This is a genomic window from Planctopirus limnophila DSM 3776, from assembly GCF_000092105.1.
Taxonomy (GTDB): domain Bacteria; phylum Planctomycetota; class Planctomycetia; order Planctomycetales; family Planctomycetaceae; genus Planctopirus; species Planctopirus limnophila.
On the sequence record NC_014148.1, the window covers coordinates 386,206 to 411,473 of the forward strand.

Genomic DNA, 25,268 nt, shown 5'->3' on the forward strand with positions numbered 1-25,268 from the left:
AATTGACAGTGATGTCATCCGATTAAGGTGCTGGATTGGCCAGTTCGGGAGGTAAGGGAACTTCCTGTGACAGGGCATGAATCACGAGATTGATTGCCAGCTTGACGGCATCTTCGGGAACATACCCTTCGCAACTGACGGTCGATTGTCGTTCCAAGGCGCAGCTGATGTCGTACTTGCTGTAAATTACAGCCAGTCGTCCATCAATCTCGATCGCTTCGAGGTACGGCTCACCTTCAAGCACTTGCGACTTCACTGCCTGACCGGGCAGGGAAGAGTTAACCCGCCGACGTATGCGCGTGACATCCTGACCAGATTTCGCTGAGAAGACTTCGTGAGTGACAGGAATGCGCGTGAGAGGTGTCGCCGGGAAGGCTTTTTTCATCGCTGCACGGAACGATTCATCGAAGCCCTTGGCTCCGCAGCAGGCATCCGCCAGAAGGACACCACCGCGAGAAAGATACGTTCGCAGTCCTTCAATTTCCGCAGAGGAAAGTTCGAAGGTCGAACGTCCGTGCATGTACACCAGCGGATAGCGATACAGATTGGTATCGGAAAGTGGCAAATGACGGATCTTGGGATTGGTGCCGATCCCTGCCGATTGATCGAGTGCCGTCAGCAGGTTTCGCACAGCCGCCGGGGCTGCATCCCACTGTCCCGAATGTTGAATGCGGGCAATCTGCAGGAAGGAACGCTCAATGCGATCTGTTTTCGAGCTGAGATTCGCCAGTTCCTGCGAATCCAGCTTATTCGGCGGTTCACGACCTGTGGCGTAGGCGATGATGTTCGTACCAATCTGCGTCGCACGAATTACTTTGGCTCGCAGATTCGGATTTCGGTTTGCCGATTCCAGCCGGCTCCAGTAATGCCACAAACAGCCGATATCCTCTGGGCAAAAGATCACTGGCGTGCGGCAGCCAGCATCAACGCCCCAGAGTTCCAAGCCTTCGGGATCGAGCAGAAACTCGCTGCGAAAGACCGGATGATCAAAGGAAAGTTTTTTGAGCACACCTTCGCCGGGCGGGAACAATCGCGGCGTCAACTCGCGAAAACTTTCTTCAAATCGTGCACTCTGGCAACCGGCCACTCCCAGAATAAAGCCTCCCTGTTCGACATACTCTTTGAGCAGGGCAATTTCCGCATCTGTCAAATCGAGAGCATCCTGGCCGGTGATGTATAAAACGGGAGCCTGTGCAAGAGATGCCACGGATTTGGCAGCGACAGCTTTTGAAAGATCGACTTCCTGCGCGGTGAGCAACTTGGGCCATAACGGCCGACCACTCAGATACTCCGTGAGATTGCGGGCATCGCGTGGATGCCGATTCCAATCGTCGGTTAAGGTATGTCCGGGTCGATTCGGGTTGGGTGGCCCATACTTGAGCTTGTTCACCAAGACGGGTGCCAGACCTTTGGATAGGAACAGCAGTGCAAAAGCCGAGGCCACTGTTGGTTCCGATTCATACAAGCCCACGCCAACCCAGGCTCCTGTCCTTTGGTTCTGCACCTTGAGCAGCACTTCGGCACCTTCGCGGTACCAGTCATGCTGGCCAAAAAAACGTTGTCCACTCAACCGGCCAGCACGTTCAACGCCATAAAGATAGTAGAGCAACCATGTTCCCGATCCGGGATTTTGAAGCGGTGTAAATCGATTGGCCAGCCACCTTAACCCTCGATCCAGAGCTTCGTTGGGCTCTGCCGGTTCACAGCAAGGTGGCGAACCATCGGGCCCAATTTTTCGATCTTCCACCAGCATCTGTTCCACAATCGATAGCGTGGCCACACCAGCGACAGTCATACTCCCAGTGCTCTGGCCATCAGAGGAGTAATTCCAGCCACCATCCGGGTTCTGCTGGCTCGTCCAATGGGTACGAATGCGTTCCCAGGTTTTGCGATCAATCTCGACGCCCGCTTCGGCAGCTTCGCGCAAGCCCAACACTGCATACTGGGCGTTACTGCGGTCTCCGCCCAGATTGATCCCGCCACCAGGCGAACTGTAAGTCCACGACCCGCTGTTCCCTTCGCGGATCTGCCAGCTTTCTAATCGACTGGCCAGCCGGGCGATCCGGGGGAGATCGTTGGTGCTGGAATCTTTCGCAGCGACCAATGCCATAATCACCAGCGAGATATCGTAAGTCTGGGAGATTTCGTCTTCCGGAAGACGCCTGAGATACTGGAGAGCTTTACGAATTTGTGGCTGGTTGGCTTCCATCCCGCTGTTCAGCAAGGCGAGAGTGCACAAGGCGGAAACACCCGAGCGATGCCCGAGGTTGTTCCCCGCATCAAACGAACCGTCCTGCTTTTGCCGGGTCAAAAGAAATTCACGACCTGCATCAATCGATTCGAGGACGCGAGCAGCCGTTAACTCGGCACCACTTGTCACTGTGGCACAGGGGATTGCTCCCGCAAACAGGCCGATAATTGATACGATCAGCCGCATGGCCCATGGGGAAAATTCGCGGCGAACTCTCCGGAAAGCTCGATGGTTCAATGAGACCTGTGGGTGCATGAGCTATCCGTCAATTACCTGGTTCCCGCCTTCTCCAAGCGAGCTATCACAAAGTTTCGCCGCTCAATGATCAGTCGCTTCGTGAGCAGGGGCAGGGCTGGCTGCATTGTCGAACAAGTGATAATAGCCCGCTTCTTCCAATTGCAGGCATTCGTATTTGTGCAATCGGTAAAGTACGAAAATGACGGTTCCGCAAACAGCACCGATCATTCCCAGCATGAAGAAGACACTGAGCATGTACGCACGCGGCTGTTCACTCTGCTGGTCTGCCAGAAGCTTGCACGAAGGACATGCCCAAACCGATGACGAACAGAATACTTCACAGAACGCCACCAGCAGTAGCGCTTTCCAACGCGAACTGCGTACACCAACCGATGATGAAACCTGAGGCCTCAGTCGCATACATTTCCTCTCTTCGGCTACACTGCACCGAATTATAGCCACCAAAAGTGCTGCCGCGAAGAGACTCCCGGAGTTCTCTGGCCGAATTCGACCAATCACAGCACCGACTGGCTGTGATTTTCTGCATTTCGACATGATTCCACGAAAGCGATCCTATGAAACTGGTGCTGGTGATTCCCGATGGCTGTGCCGATGAACCCCAGCCAATCCTCAAGGGAAAAACCCCTCTCGAAGCGGCCCACATCCCACATATGGATGCTGTCGCCGCGATAGGAATGGTAGGAGAAGCCGATCATGTCCCGCTTCCTATGCCCTCGGGGAGTGATGTCGGCACTATGAGCCTCTTTGGGTATGACCCACTGCTTTTTCATACCGGTCGTGCCCCGCTCGAAGCGGCTGCTCAAGGGATTACGCTCGGGCCGGAGGATTGGGCCGTCCGCTGCAATCTCGTCACGACGCATGATGGCTTGATGAAAAGCTTTACAGCCGGGCAGATTCCCAGTGATGTGGCAGCTTCACTTTTAAAAGAGATGCAGGCGGCACTTCCCGCAGATTCCCCCTGGGAGTTTTTTCCAGGAGTGAGCTACCGCAATCTGCTGATCTTCCGTGGTGCAGGCCGAACGGCACCTTTCGATAAAGCGACATCGACCACTCCGCCGCACGATGTCACTGATCAGCCATTTGCGCCTCACCTGCCGCAAGGCCAGGGTGCCGATGAGCTGCTCAAACTGATGGAGTGGAGTCGCGACTTCTGTGCGAAGCACCCTGCCAATCAGGCTCGCGGCGACAATGCCGCTACGCAGATCTGGTTGTGGGGACAAGGCCAGAGGCCTGCGCTTGAAGCTTTCTCCAGTAAGTATGGCCCTCAAGGGGCCGTCATCACCGCTGTCGATCTTTTAAGAGGCATTGGCCGATTGATTGGCTGGAAAGTCATCGAGGTACCAGGGGCTACGGGTTATCTGGATACCGATTATGCAGCGAAAGGCCGGTACGCGATTGACGCTTTGAAAAACGGCGTCGAGTTGATGGTCGTGCATGTCGAAGCGACCGACGAAGCTTCTCATGAGGGCCACGCCTTCGAAAAGGTGAAAGCCCTCGAAGAAATCGACCGGCACATTGTCGGCCCTGTGCATGAATATCTGAAATCACAGGGCGAGTACCGCTTGCTCGTCTGCCCCGATCACCCCACGTTTCTGCGGACAAAAACGCACAGCCACGGCTATTCGCCCTTCGCGCTCTGTGGCACGAATGTTCCTCAGGACAATGCCACCCACTACAGCGAACCCGAAGCCACCCGCGCCGGCACCCGCCTGACGCGAGGCTGCGACCTGATGAACCTGCTGGTGAATGGTGTGAAGGGCTAGTTTTTGGTGCCTTGATTAATGTTTTCAGGCAGTGATCCCCGACGGAAATTATGATTTCGCACTCTACGGCAACAAAATTGCCCGGAAGAGTAAAGGAAACGTTCCTTGCGACCAGGCGCGGTAATGGGGGCGGAAGGCGAAGAGGTGGATTTTCCCCGCATCGACTTTAGCTTCGACCCAGGCTCCCTTCTGGGCCAGAACTTCTGGCCTTGCAATGAAACCCGCCAGCAGCAGATTGTTTTCCGGATAGCTCGCTAAAGTCTTCAACTGCGATTTATTCGCTTTACCAGATTTCCCTTCATTCAGTTGCCACGCTGCAGAACCAGAAAACATCATGGGGATGGAATCGGGCAAACCGGCAGTTAATGGATCGTCTGCAGGCGTCACACGCAGCACACTGCCGGGACAGGAAAATCCTTCCGCATCCTTCGAAGTGACCACATTCTCGATGGGCAAACTGAACTGGGAAATCGCCCAGGCAGCTGATCCTTCCGTGGTGATCAACTTGCCACCCTGCTTCACGAACTGATCAATCGCCAGAATTCCCTCCGGCCCCAGCCCACCGGCGTAGCGTTCCTCAATCGTTCCTGGTGCCCGCCCTTCATTGATGGTTTTCGATGTCACATCGGGGAGGATGAGGACATCGAGAAACTCCTGCAGTTCTCCCGCTTTAAGCATCTCGTTACGAACTGTGACAAAGGGGATTCCCGCATCATCCAGCACCCAGCGCAGCCAACCTTCATCCATGCTCGCTGTCCATGGTGCATAAAGTCCAATTCTGGGCAGACGGGAAATCGTCACCTTCTCTGTGGCTTCATCCATACCAAATGGAGAGTTGGCAGGACGCATTAAGCCGGTCAGTTTTCCCTGGGTGGCCACCTCCCACGCATCACCACGACCCAGGCTGGCTGTAAGTGCTTTCCATGAGCCTGAATCTCTGGTGGACAATGTCTGCCGGTCGCCAGCGGCAATACGCGCATCAATGGTCATGCCGCGGATTGCTTCATCAGCCGTGGCGACAGGCTGCAGATCGTCAGGCAGATCTCCCAGCACCTCCACGCGGCGCAGTCCAAAAAGATGGGCCAACGCCCAGCCAGAGACATCGTAAGGTTTTTCCCCGGCAGGAAATCCCTTAAGCTCGAGCAGATCTTTCGCATGGCGACCATAGGGTTGATCACGACGTATCACGATCGATCCTGCAGGATAACTCCGGCCATCGATCAGCAGGGGCTTGGTGGCCACATGCAGCTCGATTCCCGAAAGCAGCAGAATATCGGCAAACCGACGAATGGCGTGGCGATCCACCTGTTGAGCCGGAATGATCCAGCCCCGCACGCCATTTCCATGGCCATCGCTGATGGCTCGACTGGCGGCGGCGTGTGTCGTTTCCAGCCAGAATCGAGGCTCCCGGCTGACACTGCTCAACATCGACTTTGCAAAGGCGAGTTCGTAGTTGACGATATCCTGCAGTCGCCACCAACCTCCCGGCCATGGATGAATAAACTGGTTGGAGGGGAGATATTCGGGCCGCTGGAGTGGATCTTTCAGTTCGCTGGGTTTGATGAAAACTGGCGAAGCGATGTTGACCGAAGCTGCTTCTGTCAGAATCCCCACCATGTTGTGGCGAGCTGGTACTGATCGATTCCCGCCGTTCCACCAGTTGTCGTAACCAATCCCCGTCGCAATTCCTGAATGCCCGGCCCGTGTCATGTCGGCGACAGCACGAGTTCCCATGAGATTGATTGCTGCGACCACATCTCGATCCAGATTCGGATTGAGCGGATCGCGATAAGGTGGCACAAAAAACCGTTCGCGAGTCCCGGCACCATACTGATGGGCATCCCACATCACCTGCGGCTTCCACTCATGGTAAAGCAAGTGGGTCATCAGGCGCGCTTCGTTTTGCGTCAGGCTGAAGAAGTCACGATTGTTGTCGTGCCCTGTGTAGAACTGATACAGCTTATTGAGAGCAGCTCCTTCATAGGGGGTACCAACCCGCTCCCGATAGAACGAAACGATATGATCCACACCATCTGGATTCAGTGAAGGAATCAGCACCACGACGACGTTTTCGCGAATTTCACGCCAGGGGGCTTCATCGGAAGTTGCCAGGAGCCAGGCCAGCTGCATCCCCATTTCTGTTGAGGCTGGTTCATCGGAATGCATGCTGAGTGAGATCAGGACAATGGGTGTTCCCTGGGCGAGGGCCAATAGACGGTCATTGGCTGTTCCCAGCCGAGGATCGGCAATTAATCTGGCCTCTCGTTGAATTTCCGGCAGACGTGCCAGATTCGCAGGGCTGCTGATCACCGCCACCAGCAGATCTCGCCCTTCAGTCGTCTTACCAGCATTCTGCAGCAACAATGCGTCGGATGCTTGATCGAGCTTCTGATAGTAACCTGCCACCTGTTTCCAGTCGGCAAGCTGAAAGTCGGTTCCTACCGGCCGCCCCAGGTAGGTTGCCGGGCTGCTGGAAATGTGGGGATTGGACTTGGCAAAAGGGACATCCAGATCGGGATTGGCCACGAACTGTTGAGCGATTTTTGCGTCTTGACCGATCGTCAAACCGGGATTGGCAACGAAGACGATGAGAAATACCAGAACCGGTAGTCGTGTGAACATTGGCGTAATGGCTGATTCACACCAGGCCTGCCTGAACTTCTGAGACATCGAACAGACTGCAAACATCCGGATTCCTCACTGACTCTCGGGATTTCCCACTCACAAAGTCACATTTCTGGAGTCGATCCTGTCGACTTCTTTGAGTTTGCATCGGGGAGCGAACCCTCCGCCTACCCATCCGGGATAACCAGCATGGCTGGGACTTGTCCAGCGGGAGTTGCGATCGATCCTGACATTTTCTTCGGCGGGATGCAGCACTTTGGGACTCGCTACAACCGGCACATCATGAATTCTCTCTACAAGTGTCAGACTGCCCTGTGATTTGCGCAGGAATCCCAATTTGTGTCGTCGTAAACTCTTAACATTCGTCGGAATCGCCGATTCATAGGGTGTCGCGGTTGTCACGGTTCACCTGGCAAAGTCAGCCATCAGAGGTGAAACGATCATGACGACCCTGAGTCCCATCTCTCGAATCTCTGTGACGCCTGCTGATGACCAGCACTTTCCATCCATGACGGATGGGCCCATGACGGGCAGCGTCACAGAACATTCGAGGTCTGGGATTCGGTTTCAAACAACAATTTATGACCGCAGAGCCACACCCCTCCAGCATCTGCAACGGACGCACATGGCCGTGCTCGATCTGGACAGCACACAGGAGATTGCCCGATGCTTGTCCTCTCACGTCAACGCGATGAAAGCATTTTCATCGGAGATAACATCAAGATCACCATCGTCGATATTCGCGGCGACAAAGTTCGGCTGGGCATTGAAGCCCCGACTGAAGTCCCCGTTCATCGGCAGGAAGTTTACGAAGCGATTCAACGCGAGAATCAGCGAACCGTTGAGCCTGTTGCCAAGTCCTAAGGACGTTATCGAGCACCAGGTGCGAGAAATGATCGGTTGTGTTCCCTGCTGTGGGTTGCAGGGATCGCAACAGACGATGATTCATCCAGCCCGGACGGTGTTGACGAAATCTGGAGTCCATGCCCATCCGTCACTGGTGGGTTTATCGAGACAAATTTCGCGACTGCCAAGGCCTGTTGAAGAAATCATCTCGCGTCGACTCTGCTCTGATTTGGTCAACCATACTCAGGTTTTCACGGCAGGAGTCGCGGCTCCTGCTGGAGGCCTGGAGGTGCAAAAGCAGTTATCGAGACCATCGCCACAGGTGCATCCAATCATCAGTTGATCCGATCGACAAGTGACGCCATGAGGCCCTTTTCGCTGGGACAACTCACCGTGCCTGATGGTCAAAAGTCTGATGAACTCCATTTTTGAGGGGAAGTGGAACCATCAGTATTGAACATGCTCGAAACAACTTCTAAACATCGTGATCGTTATGAACAACGATTGATGGAGAAGTTGCGGTCGAGATGAAAAATGGCCGCTTGAAGCTGGCCTGAAATGCACAACCGACGGCAATCTCATGCAGGAGATTCCCGTCGGTTGTCGCATTTTTTCAGGCTCTATCGAGTTCTCAATGTGCCATGCTTGCAGCTTTGGGCAAGCATGTTGTCAGAACTTTCACCACGCGGCCTTAAATGGCGATATGTGGCAAATCGACTTACGCCTTCAGGTAGCCGTTCTGCTCGAGATAGGCCACCACTTCCTGAGCCAGTTCGGCAATCCCTTTGTTGTCCGAATCCAGGACGAGTTCGGGCTTTTCGGGTGCTTCGTAGGGGTCATCGATCCCGGTGAAGTTCTTGAGTTCGCCAGCACGTGCCTTCTTGTAGAGGCCCTTCGGATCACGCTTTTCGCAGGTTTCGAGCGAAGCGTTCACATAAATTTCGACGTACTCGCCTGGAGCCAGAATGGCGCGCACTTTATCGCGATCAGCCTTGTAAGGCGAAATGAAAGCCGTACCCACGATGGTACCAGAGGTGGCAAACAGCTTGGCCACTTCACCAATCCGGCGGATGTTTTCAGCGCGATCTTCGGCGGAGAATCCGAGGTTCTTGTTCAAACCCATACGAATGTTATCGCCATCGAGCACAATCGTATGAATGCCACGCTGGTTCAGAAGATAATCGACTTCGTTGGCAATGGTGCTCTTGCCACAGGCGGAGAGCCCTGTGAACCACAGCACGGCTCCCTTGTGTCCCTTAATCTTTTCTCGCTCAGCACGGCTCACTTTGTGTTCATGCCAGGTCACGTTCGTCGCTTTTTGTTCGGTCATCAGAGGCACCTTCCCATTGGTCTGCAGATTCAATTCAAAACGGTTAAATATCATTCGGGAGCCATACAGGAACATCGAGTGCTCTGACGAGACTTCCTACAGGCCGAGGATTCTAAGCAAGATCCAGCAATCCCTGGAGGTGTTGCAGGAAATCCGCAGGCATGCTGTACGTTGACTTGAAAGACCACTCGTGAAAGATCACCAGGAGAGGTGACTGGCACCAGAATACTGGGCCAATTTCAGTCTGCGATGGATGGACGTATGTCGCCTGTCGCAGCCGGAATTTCTTCCCGAGCCGTGATGTTAGGAAAAGTCTCGTCCGGATGGAAGCAGAAGTGGACAGGTGCTGCCAAGCGAGGCCCAAAGACGGGATCAATACTCAAGAGCACAGAGTTCAAGAGCGCACTGTTCGAGCCCAGAGGGGTATTACTCGAAGTTTGCCTGGTTCAGTTGAGCATTTGACCAGAGAGAGTGGCAAAACACGTCGAATGTCGAGGGAGTTTCTTTAAGTGAGGCGAACGGCCTTATCCGGCCAGCAACTCTTTCCGCAGTGCATCCAGATCGGCATTGATTCGCTCATTTCGATCCTGTTGCAGGCTAATCCCGGCCTCTTGCGGGAAGTCTTCCGCATCGTCAGTCGCGTATCCCGCACGGAGACTGGCTAATTTTCGAACGGCCTCGGCTTTTTTTGACTCCAGAGCTCGCTCAGTCGTTTGTAACTGCTCAAATGTATTCTGGGCTGCTCGATGCTGTTGTTGCAGACCCGCCACCAGGTCTTCGACCTCGGTTTTTCTGGCCAGAGCTAAACGGGCACCACTTTCGTTGCCACCTTGCAACTCGGTTTTGGCTCGATTCTGCCACGCCATAATCTGAGTCCGGCGTTCGGAGATTTCGCCCTCCATGCGATCGACTGCAAGACGTGCTGCCGTCACACTCCTCCGGGCGCCGGCAATTCCCTGATCCATCTCCTCGATAATTTTTTCCAGAGCCTGAACTGGGTCGGTTTCATCTTTCAGTAACTGGGAAAGATTGCAGGTTACGATATCTGTTAATCGGCTGAAGTAGTTCATAATGCGTACAACTCTCCACTGATATCAGGCTGCAGGCAGAGAAGATGACCTCCTCGAAACCACAAACCAGCTGGCCAGACGGCTTTCGAATCGATGAACGGCAGAATCATTTGTTCTTCAAACACAAATCTTCGATTCTCCATCCCAAAACCGATTGAATAGCTTCAAGAACGATTGAATATCGTTTGCGGATCACTTCTGGCAAGCACCTTCTGAGATTTTATCGTTTCCTGGGGTTTCTGTCTGAATGGACTTTCTGCAGTACCGATTCCTTAATCCAGCTCCTGCGAGCGGCTTTCTCCGTCAGCCTCAGCCAGCAAATTCGGGAATTCGAGGATTCCGCGAGCCTGCAGCTTCTGTCGCAGCTTTTCTTTCGCCAGACGCAGACGACTTTTGGTGGTGGGCAGATTGGCTTCCAGCGAGTCAGCCACTTCGGGCAACGTCAACTGGTTGTAGTGGTGCAGAATGAACGTTAATCGCTGCTCTTCAGGAAGTTCTTTCAAAAACTCATCGACGAGTGCCGCGATTTCGCGAATATCAGCCACCTGTTCCGGGGAGCCGATCTCTCCCACCATGTTCTGCAACAGTTCGTCTTCTTCCTGGCGAGGTTGAATCGTATGGATCAAGGCGTCGCTCGACCTGCGGCGTAAGTTATCGACCAGCAGATTTCTGGCAATCCGAAACAGCCAGCCGCGAAATGCACCTCGCGGCAGATAATCCCACGACTGGTTATAAACCCGCAGCAACGTCTCCTGGGTCAGGTCTTCCGCCTGTTGCACGTCATGGATCTGACGCACGAAAAAACCCATCAGTGGCCCCTGATAACGCGATACCAACTGATTGAATGCCCGCGTCTCACCCGTCTGGACGGCCAGCATCAATTCATCATCCGTGGGGGCCTGAGAACTCATAAAACCAACAATATTCCTCGACATCAACACGAACTGGCATTGTCTCTGGCAACGTGATCATCCAGCAGGGCGTGAACAAGTACCAGTTTTGCACGATCGCTGTCCGCGCAGCGTATGATTCCCTCTGTAAATTGTCTATCGTGAGGCAAGAGTTGGTTGTGCAGGAATCAGGCTGAAGTTTTGAATTTCTGTATAAACTTGAACCTCATAAACTGCAGAGATCGCCCAATCAGAGTTCGGTGAGCCAATCGCCCCCCGCGTGCAGCTATACAACTCGACAATGGATCGTTTCGCTTCGCAGAGTTTGCACCGCATTATTGACAAGTAGAATACCGATGAGTTCGCAATCCCCCTCGAATACCAGTCCCACAATGTCGTTTGGAGCCAGCTCTTCGTGGCTCTGTTCGCTCGATGCCAGTTCGATTGTGGCTACACAGACTGGCCCGGCTCCTTTGGCAGATCTCTCACAGGCGGTTGCCAATGCTTGCCGCATGCCTTGCGATTTTCCCGCTCTGGGTGAAGCACTGATCCCTGATGATCGCGTGGTGATTGTGCTCAATCACCGTGTTCCCCGTCGGGAAGTGATCGTCAAAGAATTGTGGCAGATTCTGGCTGAAAGAGGCATCGCACCGGCTCAACTGACCATTATCGACGCTCCTGTCTTATCGAAGCCATCGACGGATCCGAGGTCTCTACTCCCAACGGACATCGCCAGCGAAGTCCAATGGCAAATCCATCAACCAGCCGATCCGCATGGTTCTGGCTATCTGGGCAGCAGTCTCAGTGGCGAACGAATTTATCTTTCACGGGCCTTGCTGGATGCCGATTTTATTATTCCCGTCTCCACCGTCGAAGCGGATCCCGTCCATGGTCTCTGCGGTGCCATCCACGCCATCTTTCCGGCTCTGACAAACCTCGAAAGTCTCCAGAGGCTTAACAAAGCCAGTCATGATGAATTGCATGCCGAAGACGAACGCCCCATTCGGCAACTCGCTGAAGAAGTCGCTGGGATGCTGGGTCTGCAGTTCTCCATCGAACTGGTTCCCGCGGCTGGTGGAACTGGAGTTGCTCAGGTGCTGGCAGGCCAACCGGATTCTGTCCATCGGCTGGGACGCCAGGCGATTCGTGAGCATTGGGTGCTCAATGTCGATCGCAGGTCAGAGACCGTTGTGGCTGCGGTCACAGGACAGACAGGGCAACCCTGCACTTGGGAAGATGTCAGCCGGGCTGCTCAGAATGCCCGCCGATTGGTCATTAATGGCGGGCGCGTTGTGTTACTCACCGACCTCTCTGCCGAATTGACCGAAGGCTGGGAGCTGGTTCGGGATTGCACACAACCTCGTGATGCCATTCGTCGTGTGAAAACCGTACAGCCTGTCGATGAAATCTCGATTGATCAGATGCTGAGAACAGCCGATTTTGCCACCGTCTATCTGCTCGGCGGGCCTGAGGGTGATATCCTGGAAGAGCTGTTTCTGCATCCGTTGGCCAGCCTGAAGGAAGTCGACCGGCTGCTGGAAGGAACCACCGATTGTATTCTGCTGGGTGGTGCACAATATGTGCGTGGGAAAGCCCGGCAAGCGCAGACTCATGTCGAGGATTGATCGACATTTTATGGTTCTGGTTGTCCGTCCCCAATCAAGAGGCTCTTCGTGTCCCGTATCCCGGCATTAGTCGCAGGCGTTCTGCTGGTCTTGACGGGGGCAGCTCTTTTGCTGCACGCGTGGGGCCTATCGAGTGAGAATCCGGGCAATTCCAAGGCGATCTCAGCACAGCAAAAGCGGGCTCGACGGCGGATCCAGATTGCCGCGTTGATCATCCTGGAAGGATTGTTAATTCCTGCGGGAGATCTCTGGATGGAGCAAAGGCCTGCCGCCGTCCTGATGGCGGCCTTCTGGATTGGCGTGCTGCTGATTGCACTCTGGATTGGTCTTCTGGCGGTTGCCGACTTTTTCTCTTCGCGGGCGATGCTCCACTTCAGTTTAGAGCAGCTCAAGGAGCAGCAGCGAGTGCTGCAGCAGCAGGTCGATGCTCACCGCTCCAGAAAGACCACGACTTCCTCCACAGCCGGGGATGATGCAGATCCCGGCACCTGAAAAGAGAAATCCCGGAGTGCAGTGCCACCACCGGGATTTCTTTTCTTAGGAAGTGTCCGACTGACTCTATTCTGGCAGTGGTTTCCCTTTGGTTTCCGGCAGGAAGGGGAGTACCACTAAACCAATCAGGAACACAAAGCACATGGTAGCGCCAGTGTAACGTGTCGCATGTTCCGAGCCTGCGTAAATCGAATCGAGACCAATTTTGGCGATGGGCCCCGTCGCTGCCACAAAACGCCCGACGTTGTAACAAAAACTGGTTCCGGTTGATCTGAGCCAGGTTGGGAAAAGCTCTGGAAAATAGATCGCGTAGCCGGCAAAGAGCGACAACTGACAGAAACCCATGATCGGCACAAAAACGAAGATCTGCCACAGCTCCGTCAGGAATAGAAAGACAATCACGGTGCTTGAAAAAGCGGCTACCAATGCAATCGCAAATGTGGGCTTTCGACCGATCTTTTGTGAAAGTGCACCAAATCCGAACATTCCAAAGAAGGCGCCAATATTCAGCATGATTGAAGAGTAACTTGGCCACCGGCTCAGTCGCCCTTTTACAGTCTTCTCGAAGCTCTCCAGAATTTTTTGGTCGTCGGGATTGCGTGGCGCACTCCCTTCTTGGGGCTGCGCGAGAACACGATCCATCGTTTCGGATCCATGAACCGCTTTGAACTCTTCGAGGACCTGGGCCGTGATCGGTTTTTTCTGAATTTCTCTTGTTAAATCAGGAGTGTAAAATCCAACCGACCACAACCCCACCACTCCGGCACATCCTAGCACCAGCCCCAATAAGGCATGCTTTCGCCAAACCGGGTGTTTGAAAAGAGCCGTATAAGATCCCAGCTGCTTTTCTTTTAGCTCACTCGTTGAAGCAGCGGTCCATTGCTCTGGCTCTTTGAGGTATCGACGAACGACCAGAGCGAGAAGTGCAGGAATAGCACCAATAAGAAACATAATCCTCCAGGGGCTGTACGGCAGCCCTTGTTCTTCGGCAAGCCCCAAAGAGAGGTTGACCATGGCGGCAGAAACATTACCAACAGCAGAGAGTGCCTGGAGTAATCCCAGGGTGTAAGGTCTCGCATTATTGGGCATGACTTCCGCCACCAGTGCTACACCGACAGCAAACTCACCACCGACACCAAGCCCGGTGAGAAAACGATAGAAGGCAAAATCCCATAACCCCACAGAAAGTGCACTCAGACCAGTAAACAGCGAATAGAGCAAGATGGTGATCATCATGGTTTTGGCACGACCAATTCGATCCCCCAACATTCCAAAGAACAACCCTCCTGTCGCCCAGCCGGCAATAAAGATGGATGTGGCGATATCGCCACCCATTTTTTGAGCACTCCTGACGGCGGGATCGGCAGAATTTCCAGGAATCAGAGACTCCATCACGGCGGGTCGAGCCAATACGAACAACTGCTGATCGAGACAATCAAAGAGCCAGCCCAGAGCGGCCACGAGCAGGACGAACCAGTGGTAGCGAGTCATCGATCGCCACCAGGGCCCGGGAAGGACAGGAGATGACGATTGAGCCGGTGTATCAATGTGGTGCATATCAGCTTGGCTTTCTGGCAAATCTCATTGTTCAGAAGCAGCATCCTCCAGAATGCAAAGCTGCCCGGAATCAATGGGAGACGCGTCAACAGGTCTAGCGGATCAAGTTCCGAGTGAGATCGGAGGTTTGAAAACCGCCGTCAATTAATGAAATGCATTCTCCGGGCATTTCTCCAAAACCTACCCGAATCAAAGCCTGCCAATACAACTCAATTGGGGGGCCAACGCAAGCCCGGGAACCAATTTGAAGGAGCACTCGTCAAAGTCCATGCCCTCAGTATCCGCAGGACTTGTATCACCGGGACAGATCATCACGCGATCAGTTGGTACCTTTCCTAAGGGAAAGCCCTTGGCAATTTACCAGTTGCCATCCATCGAAGGTCGGCAATCTCCACGAAAAAGCCCGGCCAATAGAGCCGGGCTTTGGATCGTTCACTTCAATTCCTGCAACAACAATTTTTGCCTGATCACTGTTACGACGATCTGAACAAAGACCTGGTCATTGGATTTAAACTGCAAACTTCTGCAGGTAAGGGATTCTGGCAACCTGAGCGCGGACTTTGGGTTCTCCATCCAGCAGCTGGCCCAGAAAATCCCAGCCTCCCGTGGTCAGTGATTGCCTGGCACCCGGGGGAATCTCGACAGTTGCCTTAACTTGCTGGCCGCTTTCCGATTGTGCAGTCACGGTCTGAGCCAGCAGATCGATGGCGACTGACGTGCGAGGATCTGCATTGATGAGCTTCGTCAAAGCTTCGAGGTCGGCTCGACTGGCTCGCACGCAGGGAATCCCTAGCGAGACGCAGTTCCCGAAGAAAATCTCGGCATACGATTCGGCAATGATGGCCTGGATGCCCCAGCGCATCAGGGCCTGTGGTGCATGCTCGCGCGATGAGCCACAGCCAAAATTACGGCCAGCCACCAGAATCTTGCTACCTTGAAACTGGGCCTGATTGAACGGATGTGAAGGGTCTTGAATCCGGTCATCTTCAAAGGCGTGCTCGCCCAGGCCGTCGAAGGTCACACACCGCAGAAACCGCGCGGGAATGATGCGATCTGTGTCGATGTCATCCAGCAAAAGTGGAACGGCTGACCCTGTCACTTGAGTAATGGCTTGAACCATGGTGTCTTTCTGGTACGTATCAAAAAACTGCTGTTAAACAATAAACCTTAAAGATAACGAACTTCCCATCACCTGGGGCAATAGTCTCACCCCCGATTGTGAAATGTTAAAGCGATGCTTCAACTTCCCAATCATCGGGCAGAAAATCCTTCACACGGACAGACCAACCGGGCAAAGCAGGTTCGGCCTCTGCCTGTTCGTTATCCCGATAGATTGTCGGTTCCTCCGGGTGACTTGAACGATAGACACGAACAACCTGAGGCGAACGTAAGTCAACATCCCAGATGACCAGTGTTCCCGCAGCAAAGTAATCGTGACGTTTGTCTGCCAGACGCACTTCAGCTCGGGGGCCATAGTCGTCTCGACTGCGAATTTCCACGGCAAACACGGGTGGTATAGGAAAGGGTTCAAAGCGAGCTGGCGGGCCAACGTAATAGGCAGCATCTGGCGAAAACGATTGCCGATGTGGCAATACACACCGAAATGTTCCGTTATCGGAAACAGCAATCCCGTGGCGGGTCGCTTGTGAGTAATGCTCGATCAACTGTCCGATTCTCGTGGAAACGATCGTGTGCCAGGCACCTGCAGGAGACATGAGAAAGATCCCTCCATCAACAATCTCAGCCTTCCCCTCGATCCCTTCCAACTGGCGAAAAAGATCATCGACCCATAACTGGGTCTCTGCTTTCTGCTGAGTTGTCAGGGCTTGTGCCATGGATTCTTCTTCCAAGTGAACAGCGATTATCCTGTGAAACTGCGCTAGCGATCAAAACAAACTCATCGGAAGAGTAGCAGCCTGAAGCACGACTCGACTAATCCAGCTCCCGCACATCAGTCACGGCGCCAGTCACGGCGGCGGCGGCGACCATGGCGGGGCTCATGAGTAATGTGCGGCCGGTGGGGCTCCCCTGGCGGCCTTTGAAATTCCGGTTACTGCTGGAAGCACAGACTTCGTTCCCCTGAAGTTTGTCGGGGTTCATGGCCAGGCACATCGAACAGCCGGCACCTCGCCACTCAAAGCCGGCTTCCTCAAAGATCTTGTCCAGCCCTTCTTCCATGGCCTGCTTACGCACCAGTTGTGACCCTGGAACGACCAGTGCCTTCACACCGGCAGCCACATGGCGCCCCTTGACAATCCTGGCAGCTTCCCGCAGATCGCTGATGCGACCGTTCGTGCAAGAACCAATAAACGCCACATTGATCTTGAGCCCCTGGATCGGCTGACCTTCCTTCAGATCCATATACTGGAAGGCTTCGCTGATCACCTTCTGATCGTCAGCAGGAAAGCTGGAAATCGTCGGCAATGTCTCTTTGACACCGACGGATTGAGCAGGCGTAATCCCCCAGGTCACTGTGGGTTCAATCTCTTCAGCCTTGAAGACAACCACGTCATCAAACTGAGCGTCCTTGCCACTGGCCAGACTCAACCACCACTTGGCAGCCCGCTCAAATTCTTCGCCCTGCGGCGCAAAAGGCCGCCCCTGGATGTAATCGACTGTCGTCTGATCAGGGTTGATGTACCCGCAACGGGCCCCCCCTTCGATGCTCATGTTGCAGACGGTCATACGCTCTTCCATCGACATCCGGTCGAACACATCACCTGCATACTCATAGGCATAGCCCACACCACCTTGCACACCGAGCTTGCGGATGATGTGCAGAATGACGTCCTTGGCGTAAACACCAGGTTTCAATTGGCCAGTGACTTCAATCTTGCGGACTTTCGGCCGTGCCAGAGCCAATGTCTGTGTAGCCAGAACATCGGCCACCTGGCTGGTACCAATACCAAAAGCAATCGACCCAAACGCACCGTGCGTACTTGTATGGCTGTCGCCGCAGGCAATGGTCATGCCCGGCAACGTGAGGCCCTGCTCAGGCCCCACAATGTGAACCACGCCCTGGCGGTTATCAACCAGATCAAAGAGCCGAATCCCAAAATCGCGGCAGTTTTTCTCGATTGCCGACATCATTTCTTCGGCCAGAAGATCGACAAACGGTCGCGCGGTGCTCTGTGTGGGGACAATATGGTCCACCGTAGCCACTGTCCGTTCCGGGTAAGCCACCGTTAAATTCCGCTCTCGCAGAATGGCAAAAGCCTGAGGACTGGTCACTTCATGGATCAGATGCAAGCCAATGAACAATTGATCCTGACCTGAAGGAAGTGTCTGGCAGGCATGGAGATCCCAGACTTTGTTGAAGAGATTGCGGATGTCTGTCATGGTCAGAGTGTCTTCAAAAATCGAGCGAAAAAGTTTTTGGCCCCCGAGGAGCCCACAGTCATCATTCGGGTGCCTTATCGAACAACCGGCTGCATGTTTCACAGCCAGATGTTGATCGTCAGCACACCGGGAGTAACATTGTAACTGATTGTCCTGCCGCGTGGGGTTATTCTCAACAGAGGAAAAGTCGAATGCCCGAGAAGATTTGATGGCCCGTGAAGATTCGACTGCCTGAGAAGAATCGACCTTGACCGGTAGGACGGTTACAACGTTCAATCCCCTTTCATCAATGACCCCGGAATCTGGTCATGAGTTCAGTTCTGATTGGCGATGATGGGCTGCTCAGTCGGAAAAGAGGATGGCTCGGCAAAGATTCTGCCACGCGGACATTCAGGATGAATCGCAGTGTGGACATTTGATCAATACTTGCTAAAAAACTTCTTCTACGTCTTCTTCGTATGCTTTGTGGCAGCGTTCGGGCTGGTCGTCACGATTGACCTTCTGGAAAATCTCGACGAGTTCATGCTCAATAATCAGAGTGGCGGAGCACTTTCCCTGCTGGTTTCCATTGGAACTTACTACGGCTATCAGGCCATTTTTTTTCTGGATCGTGGCGGCGCATCGCTGATGGTGATTGCCGTCATGGTGGTGCTGGTACTCTTTCAAAGATCTGGCGAACTCCATCCGATGCTGGCAGCCGGGGTGCCGATGTACCGCGTGTTGCGAGCCCTGATGATTGGCCCCGTCCTTGTCACGGCAGTGCTCGTCGCCAATCAGGAGCTTGTGGTTCCGGTCATTGCTCACGCGGCCCACGGCGGGCGTGGCATCCAGACGGGTGAAGGTGGTCAGGTCGAACCGATTTACGATTATTCGACGAAAATCTCGATCAATGGCGAGAAGGTCAGTCTGGCAGATTCCCAACTGGAGGGAGCTCAGTTTGTCCTGCCAGCTCCATTAATCGTGCATGATCTCACGATTATTCGTGGCACCACGGCCATTTTCCGGAAAGCCGCCGGTCAGCGCCCCGATGGCTGGGTGATTTTTGGAGCCGCACCTCAGTTTGAAGAATTGGCACTGACCCCGCGTGGGCAGGAAATCGTAAGGAAAGTGGGTCGCAGCGGAGAGCTGTTTATTGCCAGTCCCGTCAGTTGCGATCAGTTGTTTAAACGCAAATCGAGTTCAAACTACCTCTCGACCAGTGAACTTCTTGGGCGCATTCGCAATGAGGCTTACGGCCCACTTGCGGTGCAAAAGTTTGTCACTCAGGTTCACGGTCGTCTGACTCAACCGCTGATCAACCTGATTGCCGTCCTGCTTTCCTTACCCCTGCTTGTCCGCCGAGAAAGTGCAGGTCTTGTCATGGATTCCGGCGTATGTGCGGTCGCACAAGGAATTTTGTTCGGCATGATGCAACTTTCGGCTTACCTGAGCACTTCGGGAATCATTGCCGCCGATCTGGCCGCCTGGTTCCCGGTCTTTATCGGTGGCGCGATGGCCGCCTGGACGCGGGACATGATTCGGTCGTAACCCCCAATTCCACCAATATGTTGTGGGGATATGAGATCCGGGTGTTCAGTCTAATTCTGGGATGGAATCCCTGAAAATTCGCAGCAGATCTCCGAGTGACTGGTTGTAGCGAAAGTTTCAGGAATGCAGAGCGATTGAGGATCTCGGGGTCTCTTCAGCAACTCAACAGAGCCGGTTCGGTTGACCCACGCTCGCAACGGGTTACAATCGCTCTATCTCGCAGAGGAGCTTGTTGCGAAACAAAATTCTCTCCGGGGCCGTAGCTCAATTGGTTAGAGCACCGGACTGTCGATCCGGAGGTTACGGGTTCGAGCCCCGCCGGCCTCGCTTGTGATTGTCAACATGTGATGATCACAATTAAAACGCCTTACTGATGTTCCCGATCGAAGGGCATGTCAGCAAGGCGTTTTTGTTTTGTATTCTGAAGTTTGGAATCAAGCTCGTATTCTTGCTCAAGGAATACGCCGCTCCCTCATTGCACACTCACTGATTCTCCAATTGGTCTTCATTTGGAGTCGGAAACAGAGTGATAAGCAGGATCCCCATCAACGTCGCAAACATTCCCATGATCATGAATAGGGTCACAAAATCGATAAACTTCGCCAATTCTCTGATGCTCGCAATTGCGATAATTGAGGCAAAGATCATGGCGACCAATGTGGCAAAACCAAGGATGCGACGATATCTGGGGGAAAACAAAGTCACGGCGCCAAACCCCGCCAGCGCACTTGTTGAGTAAGCCAGATAAGCGATCTGTGTTCCAAGATCTACCCTGGAGTTATCGTAGGGTAATATCCAACCAGCTTTTCCCTCTTTGATGCTCAAGGAGTCAATCCATCCGATGCCGCCTGCGATCAAGGCTGCAATCACCATAGCGAACAGCACCAGCCATGGTCTGCCAATCCCTTCAACGGTCGTAATCCAGATTTCGAACGCGTTTCCTGTCTCCTGACGCTCACTTTTTTTTGCTCGACACCAACTTCATCGAGGACCACAACCGCTCCATTGCCAAGCAAAGGAAATAACGACAGTGCAAGCAATCTGAGCAGACCAATCCCTTCATAGAAAGCCATAAGCCCAATCAATGCGCCGGCAATAGACAAAGCAATTCGTTGATTCACTGGGAGAAATAACAGAAGTTGTCCAGGAATTGCGCCGACCAAAGCCCCCGTTGTTTGCCACAACCACGTCGGTGACCTAGAGCTAGCCGTGGAATCTAGCCTGTCCACAGTAGCAGCCACCCCATGGTCGGATGAATGAGGATTGTCTGGCATCGAAGTATCCTGAATAACTCAACGCCTCTAACTGAGCAACGCGAACTGACATTCAGAATGCCGTAGGGATTGGACGAAAACCAGATTCTTTTCTCGATTTGGAGATTTGATTTCATGGCCAATTTGAAGAGCAGTTTAACAGCCAAAACGACAATTAATGAAACGGTCTACCCGTTCAATTCTGTCGGAGTATGCAGCTTTTCAATGTATTGACTCTCACCATTGGATGCGACCGCATCTTTCGAACATTTCAGACCATCGGTTGCATCTGGGGATTCTGACTCAACAGAATTAGATGTGACAGACACTGGGTTATGGCTGACCATTCCCGGTTCATCGAGTCCAAATTGCTGATCCTTTAGGCAGGAAAGCAGTCTTTGCAGATTCGGCTCGGCAATACGGTAGTAAGTATACCGACCCTCTTTCTCGCTCCCTAGAAGACCGCAATGCTGCATGAGTCGCAGATGTTCGGAAGCCATATGGCTCGGAATCGAGCAAGACTCGGCCAACTCTCCGACGGAATATTTGCCAGCGAGCAGCATTTCCACCATCCGCAGTCGATGGGGATGCGCCAGAATTCGTAATCGCTCTGCAATGCGATCAAAGACTTCCGGATTTGTCCAAAGGGGACGTGACGTACCCTCATTGGGCAGCGAGAAGGACATAAAGGGCCTTTCCTGTTCCATCATAGTGGCAATTCGCACTGACCCGGCCCGTGGATCCTGCAGCTAATGATAGCACAATCATTGATTGTTGAAACGATCATCCAGGTAAAACGCATCGACTTTTGGATGTGACGATGCAATTTGAGGGTTTTGCTGCACGTTATCGGCTCCTAGATACAATATATCGAATGCATTCAAAATTATGAACAAGTTGTAAATCCATGGCTTGCTTCAACTTGCAGCTGACTTTTCAGTAATCGAACTTCTCTGATCAGCAAACGCTGCCACAGCGAGAAATGCCCAGCCAGCCAGAAATGCGACTCCACCGAGAGGTGTTACGGCACCCAGGACACGAACTCCTGAAAGAGTGAGTGTATACAAGCTCCCTGAAAAGAGGATTACACCCACCAGGAACATCCATCCTGCCCAGTTCAGCAATCGAGAAGCCGTTTGGCCACTCTGCTGCTTGACCAGGGCCCAGATGCCGACAGCCAGCAGGGCCAGGCCGTGGAACATCTGGTACTCCGCACCAGTCTTAAAATCCTGAAGATACTTGCGTGCCAGTGGAATCACTTCCCCCGCTACCTCACGCGTCTGCCCTGCGTAGACAACGGCAAAATGATCGGTCAGGGAATGAGCGGCAAACGCTCCCGTGCCGACACTCGTCCCGCAAATCATGGCACCGATGATCAACCACCATTGAGGTTTCATGGAGAACCTTCATGTTCTGAATTATTGAATTCGAATGACCCGACTCCCGCACCTTTCAGATTCTATTCTGCGCAGATTCCGTCCGATCGAACCACCCTATAGCTCTCCCGGGATGGCAAAGTTACAGTGGCCGGGACAATCACAGATCGACAACTCCGCTGACGAGAGCAACTTCATGAGTGACCTTCCGTTGATCAATCGCTACGCTGCATGGCCCGCGTTTTGGCCTGCTTTTTGGCCACAGAGTGCAAGTCGTCACTGGATCCGGTCGATGTCTGTGGTCTTTCTGTGGTCGATATTATTTTCTGCGATCACGGTCTTTTCGCCCCATGCCAGTGCCAAAGATTACGTTGTCGGCCCCCAGTCCCCACTTAAAGAACTGGAAGAAGTCCCCTGGGAATCGCTCGAACCTGGCGACAAAGTACTGATTCATGCCCGCCCGGAGCCATATCGTTCCAAGTGGGTCATCTGCCGACGAGGAACGACAGATCAACCGATTGTGGTTATGGGGATTGCCAATAGCAGTGGCCAAAGACCCGTGATTGATGGGCGAGATGCACTCACTCGTTCATCGTTGAACTTCTGGAGTGAAGGCCGGGGGATCATCAAGATCGGGGGGGCAAATCGGCCAGCCGATCTCACACCCGCCCATATCACCATTGCTAACCTCGAAGTTCGCAGTGCCCGTCCCCCTTTTCAGTTCAAAGGACGAGAAGGTGTCACCCCCTACCCGGAAAACGCGGCCAGCATTTTCATCGAAAAGGGTGAAGACATCACGATTTCCAATTGTGTGCTGCATGACAGTGGTAATGGATTCTTTACCTCGCCCCAGACACGCCGCATTCTCGTAGAAAAATGTGCGATCTATGGCAACGGCATTGAAGGGAGCATCCTTGAACATAACAACTACACCTCTTCCGAGGGGATCACCTTTCAGTTCAATCAGTTCGGCCCATTAAGAGAGGGCTGCCTGGGGAATAACTTAAAGGACCGCTCCGCAGGTCTCGTGGTGAGATACAACTGGATCGAAGGGGGCAACCGCATGCTCGATCTGGTGGATGGTCACTGGAAAGAGCCCACACTACCAGAGGCCAACTATCGTGAAACCTTCGTCTTCGGCAACATCCTGATCAAGCAGAACGATCGAGGAAATAATCAGGTCGTCCATTATGGCGGTGATAGCGGCCGCCTCGATCAATACCGCATGGGGACGCTGTACTTCTATAACAACACTGTCATCTCCGAACGTCCCGCCACCACAGTCCTCTTTCGACTTTCGTCGATGCAGGAAAGTGTGGATTGCCGCAATAACATCGTCTGGACGACGGCACCCGGTCGATCACTCGCGATTTTCGATGGGAATGGGACAGTCAACCTTTATCACAACTGGTTGAAGAAGGACTGGCGAAAAACCCATTCGACAGGTAAAGGAGAGATTCACGAACTGGGAGTTCTTCAAACTGGCGATAACCCCGGCTGGGTCGATATTGCTCGTCAGGACTTCCGTCTGCAGACCGATTCACAGCCACTACGCACAGGGAGTCCTTTGCCCGATGCCGCCATTCAAAAGCACCAACTCAAGTTCTACTACAAGCCCCAGCGAGAATTTGAGAATCGACCTGCCGATCACCAGCACGATTTCGGAGCACTACCGATCTTGCCACATGCAGCGAAATAAATAGAGCATGACAACTGAGTTTCGATCGAGATCATTAAGCCTTCGAATGGCTGATGGTAATCCCCAGCAGTTTCGCGAACTCACCGATCAAGGCAGCATGGGCCGGCCAGGCAGGAGCTGTGACCAGGTTGCCTTCGACATAGGCTTCATTGACGGGCGTGGCGACATATTGCCCTTGCGCCAATGTGATCTCCGGGCCACAGGCGGGATAGGCGGTACAGCGACGGCCGCTCATCACTCTGGCGGCGGTTAATATCTGAATACCATGGCAAATGGCAGCCACTGGCTTGGCTGCTTCAAAGAAATGCTTCACCAGATCGAGCACTCGCTGATCAAGCCGCAGGTACTCAGGAGAGCGGCCGCCGGGGAGATAGAGACCGTCATAAGTTGATTGCTGAGTGGCTGCCTCATCAAGTTCGGCATTTAAAGTGAATCGATGTCCTGGCTTTTCGCTATAGGTCTGATCCCCTTCAAAATCGTGAATCGCGGTTTTGATGAAATCACCAGCGCGTCGATCAGGGCAGACGACATCGACCTCACAGCCCAGAAGCTGCAGCATCTGGTAGGGAACCATCAACTCGTAATCTTCGACGAAATCACCGGCGATGATCAGAATCTTCGGCATCAAAAAGCTCATTTCTATCGATGGAGGAATCAGGCTGTGGTCCTGGGTGAAGAAATCTTTGTGATGACGACTCGTTGAAGATAATCAATCACTTCTTCGAGAGATGTTGAAGTCGTATCCACGATAGTCGCATCAATCGCTGGACGTAATGGAGCGATGGTCCGGTTCTCATCACGTTCATCGCGCAGTTGTTGTTGCTCAAGGATCTCTTCAAGCGGCACAGTTTGCCCGGAACTGCGAAGCTGAGCTTCACGCCGTTTGGCACGTTCTAACGGAGATGCCGTCAGAAAAAACTTGCAGGGAGCCTCGGGGAAAACGATGGTTCCCTGGTCTCGTCCCTCAGTGACGATATTCTGCCCCTCCGCAGCACGCCGTTGCAGTGCCACCATTTGCTCGCGCACACCTTCGATGGCTGCCACTTGAGAAGCGACTAACGTAACTTGTGGCAAGCGAATGGCCTGCGTTACATCCTGTCCATTCAGACGGATGGTTTGATCTTCGATCTGCAGGTCGGCCTGGCGAGCAAAGTTGGTCACCAGATCGTGACGAGTCAGATCCATTCCCTGCTGCAGGCATCCCCAGGCAATGGCTCGATACATCGCGCCCGTGTCCAGAAATGAAAAACCAAGCAATTGAGCCAACTTTCGAGCGGCTGTGCTCTTGCCGGTCCCTGCTGGCCCATCAATGGTAATGACAACATGACCGCCCGACATTTTCCGGGGGATCCCCTCTGGATGAGTAC

At 53.4% G+C, this 25,268-nt stretch carries 23 protein-coding genes and 1 tRNA gene; 8 read left to right on the plus strand and 16 right to left on the minus strand.

Features of this window, described 5'->3' with window-relative positions; translation table 11 throughout:
- Window positions 1-22: 22 nt before the first annotated feature.
- Entirely contained in the window at window positions 23-2,506 is a 2,484-nt protein-coding gene (locus PLIM_RS01585; protein WP_013108588.1) for a DUF4159 domain-containing protein, read from the minus strand.
- A gap of 63 nt (window positions 2,507-2,569) precedes the next feature.
- Complete coding sequence (locus PLIM_RS23960; protein ID WP_013108589.1) at window positions 2,570-2,908, minus strand: hypothetical protein; 339 nt, start codon at window positions 2,906-2,908, stop codon at window positions 2,570-2,572.
- A gap of 155 nt (window positions 2,909-3,063) precedes the next feature.
- Here PLIM_RS23960 and PLIM_RS01590 point away from each other — a divergent pair, with 155 nt between their 5' ends.
- A complete protein-coding gene (locus PLIM_RS01590) occupies window positions 3,064-4,272 on the plus strand; it encodes a cofactor-independent phosphoglycerate mutase (protein WP_013108590.1) in 1,209 nt (402 codons plus the stop codon).
- Between the two features lie 63 nt (window positions 4,273-4,335).
- Here the strand turns inward: PLIM_RS01590 and PLIM_RS01595 are convergent, their stop codons facing one another.
- Window positions 4,336-6,960, minus strand: a complete 2,625-nt coding sequence (locus PLIM_RS01595) for a M14 family zinc carboxypeptidase (RefSeq protein ID WP_013108591.1) — start codon at window positions 6,958-6,960, stop codon at window positions 4,336-4,338.
- Between the two features lie 126 nt (window positions 6,961-7,086).
- On the opposite strand from PLIM_RS01595, the gene PLIM_RS24880 reads away from it, so the two are divergent.
- Both PLIM_RS24880 and csrA read left to right on the plus strand, forming a co-directional pair.
- A complete protein-coding gene (locus PLIM_RS24880; protein WP_261340084.1) occupies window positions 7,087-7,215 on the plus strand; it encodes a hypothetical protein in 129 nt (42 codons plus the stop codon).
- A 348-nt stretch (window positions 7,216-7,563) separates the two neighbouring features.
- Window positions 7,564-7,761, plus strand: a complete 198-nt coding sequence (gene csrA, locus PLIM_RS01605) for a carbon storage regulator CsrA (protein ID WP_013108593.1) — start codon at window positions 7,564-7,566, stop codon at window positions 7,759-7,761.
- 700 nt (window positions 7,762-8,461) lie between these two features.
- Here csrA and cysC read toward each other — a convergent pair.
- From cysC to PLIM_RS01630, 3 genes are all read right to left on the minus strand, one after another.
- The gene (cysC, locus tag PLIM_RS01615) at window positions 8,462-9,073 is read right to left on the minus strand and encodes an adenylyl-sulfate kinase (RefSeq protein WP_013108595.1); all 612 of its coding nucleotides are present in this window, start codon (window positions 9,071-9,073) and stop codon (window positions 8,462-8,464) included.
- Between the two features lie 524 nt (window positions 9,074-9,597).
- The gene (locus PLIM_RS22240) at window positions 9,598-10,143 is read right to left on the minus strand and encodes a PspA/IM30 family protein (RefSeq protein ID WP_013108597.1); all 546 of its coding nucleotides are present in this window, start codon (window positions 10,141-10,143) and stop codon (window positions 9,598-9,600) included.
- Between the two features lie 272 nt (window positions 10,144-10,415).
- Window positions 10,416-11,054 carry an RNA polymerase sigma factor gene (locus tag PLIM_RS01630; protein ID WP_013108598.1) on the minus strand — a complete coding sequence of 213 codons (639 nt, stop codon included), beginning with the start codon at window positions 11,052-11,054 and terminating at the stop codon, window positions 10,416-10,418.
- Between the two features lie 335 nt (window positions 11,055-11,389).
- On the opposite strand from PLIM_RS01630, the gene PLIM_RS01635 reads away from it, so the two are divergent.
- Together PLIM_RS01635 and PLIM_RS01640 are read left to right on the plus strand one after the other, a co-directional pair.
- Window positions 11,390-12,658: a lactate racemase domain-containing protein gene (locus tag PLIM_RS01635; RefSeq protein ID WP_013108599.1), complete on the plus strand. Its 1,269-nt coding sequence runs from the start codon at window positions 11,390-11,392 to the stop codon at window positions 12,656-12,658.
- Window positions 12,659-12,706: 48 nt separating this feature from the next.
- Window positions 12,707-13,150 (plus strand): hypothetical protein, encoded by a 444-nt coding sequence (locus PLIM_RS01640; protein WP_013108600.1) that lies wholly within the window; start codon window positions 12,707-12,709, stop codon window positions 13,148-13,150.
- Window positions 13,151-13,216: 66 nt separating this feature from the next.
- Here PLIM_RS01640 and PLIM_RS01645 read toward each other — a convergent pair whose 3' ends face one another.
- From PLIM_RS01645 to leuC, 4 genes are all read right to left on the minus strand, one after another.
- Window positions 13,217-14,707, minus strand: coding sequence for an MFS transporter (locus tag PLIM_RS01645; RefSeq protein ID WP_041400906.1), 1,491 nt, complete (start codon window positions 14,705-14,707; stop codon window positions 13,217-13,219).
- A 508-nt stretch (window positions 14,708-15,215) separates the two neighbouring features.
- Window positions 15,216-15,827, minus strand: coding sequence for a 3-isopropylmalate dehydratase small subunit (gene leuD / locus PLIM_RS01650; RefSeq protein ID WP_013108603.1), 612 nt, complete (start codon window positions 15,825-15,827; stop codon window positions 15,216-15,218).
- A 106-nt stretch (window positions 15,828-15,933) separates the two neighbouring features.
- Window positions 15,934-16,542 carry a Uma2 family endonuclease gene (locus PLIM_RS01655; RefSeq protein WP_013108604.1) on the minus strand — a complete coding sequence of 203 codons (609 nt, stop codon included), beginning with the start codon at window positions 16,540-16,542 and terminating at the stop codon, window positions 15,934-15,936.
- Between the two features lie 97 nt (window positions 16,543-16,639).
- Window positions 16,640-18,046, minus strand: coding sequence for a 3-isopropylmalate dehydratase large subunit (gene leuC / locus PLIM_RS01660; RefSeq protein ID WP_013108605.1), 1,407 nt, complete (start codon window positions 18,044-18,046; stop codon window positions 16,640-16,642).
- A gap of 405 nt (window positions 18,047-18,451) precedes the next feature.
- Between leuC and PLIM_RS01665 the strand changes: the two genes are divergently transcribed.
- Entirely contained in the window at window positions 18,452-19,573 is a 1,122-nt protein-coding gene (locus PLIM_RS01665; protein ID WP_013108606.1) for an LptF/LptG family permease, read from the plus strand.
- 253 nt (window positions 19,574-19,826) lie between these two features.
- A tRNA-Asp gene (locus PLIM_RS01670) sits at window positions 19,827-19,900 on the plus strand.
- A gap of 156 nt (window positions 19,901-20,056) precedes the next feature.
- Here PLIM_RS01670 and PLIM_RS01675 read toward each other — a convergent pair.
- The 4 genes from PLIM_RS01675 to PLIM_RS01690 all read right to left on the minus strand — a co-directional run bounded on the left by PLIM_RS01675 (window position 20,057) and on the right by PLIM_RS01690 (window position 22,223).
- A complete protein-coding gene (locus PLIM_RS01675; RefSeq protein WP_013108607.1) occupies window positions 20,057-20,446 on the minus strand; it encodes a hypothetical protein in 390 nt (129 codons plus the stop codon).
- Window positions 20,440-20,847 carry a hypothetical protein gene (locus PLIM_RS23965; protein WP_013108608.1) on the minus strand — a complete coding sequence of 136 codons (408 nt, stop codon included), beginning with the start codon at window positions 20,845-20,847 and terminating at the stop codon, window positions 20,440-20,442. The genes PLIM_RS01675 and PLIM_RS23965 overlap by 7 nt, the downstream gene beginning before the upstream one ends.
- Before the next feature lie 167 nt (window positions 20,848-21,014).
- A complete protein-coding gene (locus PLIM_RS23530) occupies window positions 21,015-21,512 on the minus strand; it encodes an ArsR/SmtB family transcription factor (protein ID WP_013108609.1) in 498 nt (165 codons plus the stop codon).
- A 231-nt stretch (window positions 21,513-21,743) separates the two neighbouring features.
- On the minus strand, window positions 21,744-22,223 hold the full coding sequence (locus PLIM_RS01690; RefSeq protein WP_013108610.1) for a DUF423 domain-containing protein: 480 nt from the start codon (window positions 22,221-22,223) through the stop codon (window positions 21,744-21,746).
- A gap of 271 nt (window positions 22,224-22,494) precedes the next feature.
- Here PLIM_RS01690 and PLIM_RS01695 point away from each other — a divergent pair, with 271 nt between their 5' ends.
- Window positions 22,495-23,901 (plus strand): right-handed parallel beta-helix repeat-containing protein, encoded by a 1,407-nt coding sequence (locus tag PLIM_RS01695; RefSeq protein ID WP_013108611.1) that lies wholly within the window; start codon window positions 22,495-22,497, stop codon window positions 23,899-23,901.
- 34 nt (window positions 23,902-23,935) lie between these two features.
- On the opposite strand, the gene PLIM_RS01700 is transcribed toward PLIM_RS01695, so the two are convergent.
- Window positions 23,936-24,526 (minus strand): DJ-1/PfpI family protein, encoded by a 591-nt coding sequence (locus PLIM_RS01700; protein WP_013108612.1) that lies wholly within the window; start codon window positions 24,524-24,526, stop codon window positions 23,936-23,938.
- Window positions 24,527-24,555: 29 nt separating this feature from the next.
- Window positions 24,556-25,239 (minus strand): (d)CMP kinase, encoded by a 684-nt coding sequence (gene cmk / locus PLIM_RS01705; protein ID WP_013108613.1) that lies wholly within the window; start codon window positions 25,237-25,239, stop codon window positions 24,556-24,558.
- Window positions 25,240-25,268 lie beyond the last annotated feature (29 nt).

Bases quoted from the DNA above. Each gene is read 5' to 3' on its own strand.
- PLIM_RS01655 (WP_013108604.1), bottom strand. From the start codon at position 16,542: ATGGCACAAGCCCTGACAACTCAGCAGAAAGCAGAGACCCAGTTATGG.
- PLIM_RS01695 (WP_013108611.1), top strand. From the start codon at position 22,495: ATGTCTGTGGTCTTTCTGTGGTCGATATTATTTTCTGCGATCACGGTC.
- PLIM_RS01590 (WP_013108590.1), top strand. From the start codon at position 3,064: ATGAAACTGGTGCTGGTGATTCCCGATGGCTGTGCCGATGAACCCCAG.
- PLIM_RS23965 (WP_013108608.1), bottom strand. From the start codon at position 20,847: ATGCCAGACAATCCTCATTCATCCGACCATGGGGTGGCTGCTACTGTG.
- leuD (WP_013108603.1), bottom strand. From the start codon at position 15,827: ATGGTTCAAGCCATTACTCAAGTGACAGGGTCAGCCGTTCCACTTTTG.
- PLIM_RS01595 (WP_013108591.1), bottom strand. From the start codon at position 6,960: ATGTTTGCAGTCTGTTCGATGTCTCAGAAGTTCAGGCAGGCCTGGTGT.
- PLIM_RS23960 (WP_013108589.1), bottom strand. From the start codon at position 2,908: ATGCGACTGAGGCCTCAGGTTTCATCATCGGTTGGTGTACGCAGTTCG.
- PLIM_RS01690 (WP_013108610.1), bottom strand. From the start codon at position 22,223: ATGAAACCTCAATGGTGGTTGATCATCGGTGCCATGATTTGCGGGACG.
- leuC (WP_013108605.1), bottom strand. From the start codon at position 18,046: ATGACAGACATCCGCAATCTCTTCAACAAAGTCTGGGATCTCCATGCC.
- cysC (WP_013108595.1), bottom strand. From the start codon at position 9,073: ATGACCGAACAAAAAGCGACGAACGTGACCTGGCATGAACACAAAGTG.
- PLIM_RS01675 (WP_013108607.1), bottom strand. From the start codon at position 20,446: ATGGTGATTGCAGCCTTGATCGCAGGCGGCATCGGATGGATTGACTCC.
- PLIM_RS23530 (WP_013108609.1), bottom strand. From the start codon at position 21,512: ATGTCCTTCTCGCTGCCCAATGAGGGTACGTCACGTCCCCTTTGGACA.
- PLIM_RS01700 (WP_013108612.1), bottom strand. From the start codon at position 24,526: ATGCCGAAGATTCTGATCATCGCCGGTGATTTCGTCGAAGATTACGAG.
- PLIM_RS01630 (WP_013108598.1), bottom strand. From the start codon at position 11,054: ATGAGTTCTCAGGCCCCCACGGATGATGAATTGATGCTGGCCGTCCAG.
- PLIM_RS01645 (WP_041400906.1), bottom strand. From the start codon at position 14,707: ATGCACCACATTGATACACCGGCTCAATCGTCATCTCCTGTCCTTCCC.
- cmk (WP_013108613.1), bottom strand. From the start codon at position 25,239: ATGTCGGGCGGTCATGTTGTCATTACCATTGATGGGCCAGCAGGGACC.
- PLIM_RS24880 (WP_261340084.1), top strand. From the start codon at position 7,087: ATGGCTGGGACTTGTCCAGCGGGAGTTGCGATCGATCCTGACATTTTC.
- csrA (WP_013108593.1), top strand. From the start codon at position 7,564: ATGCTTGTCCTCTCACGTCAACGCGATGAAAGCATTTTCATCGGAGAT.
- PLIM_RS01635 (WP_013108599.1), top strand. From the start codon at position 11,390: ATGAGTTCGCAATCCCCCTCGAATACCAGTCCCACAATGTCGTTTGGA.
- PLIM_RS01585 (WP_013108588.1), bottom strand. From the start codon at position 2,506: ATGCACCCACAGGTCTCATTGAACCATCGAGCTTTCCGGAGAGTTCGC.
- PLIM_RS22240 (WP_013108597.1), bottom strand. From the start codon at position 10,143: ATGAACTACTTCAGCCGATTAACAGATATCGTAACCTGCAATCTTTCC.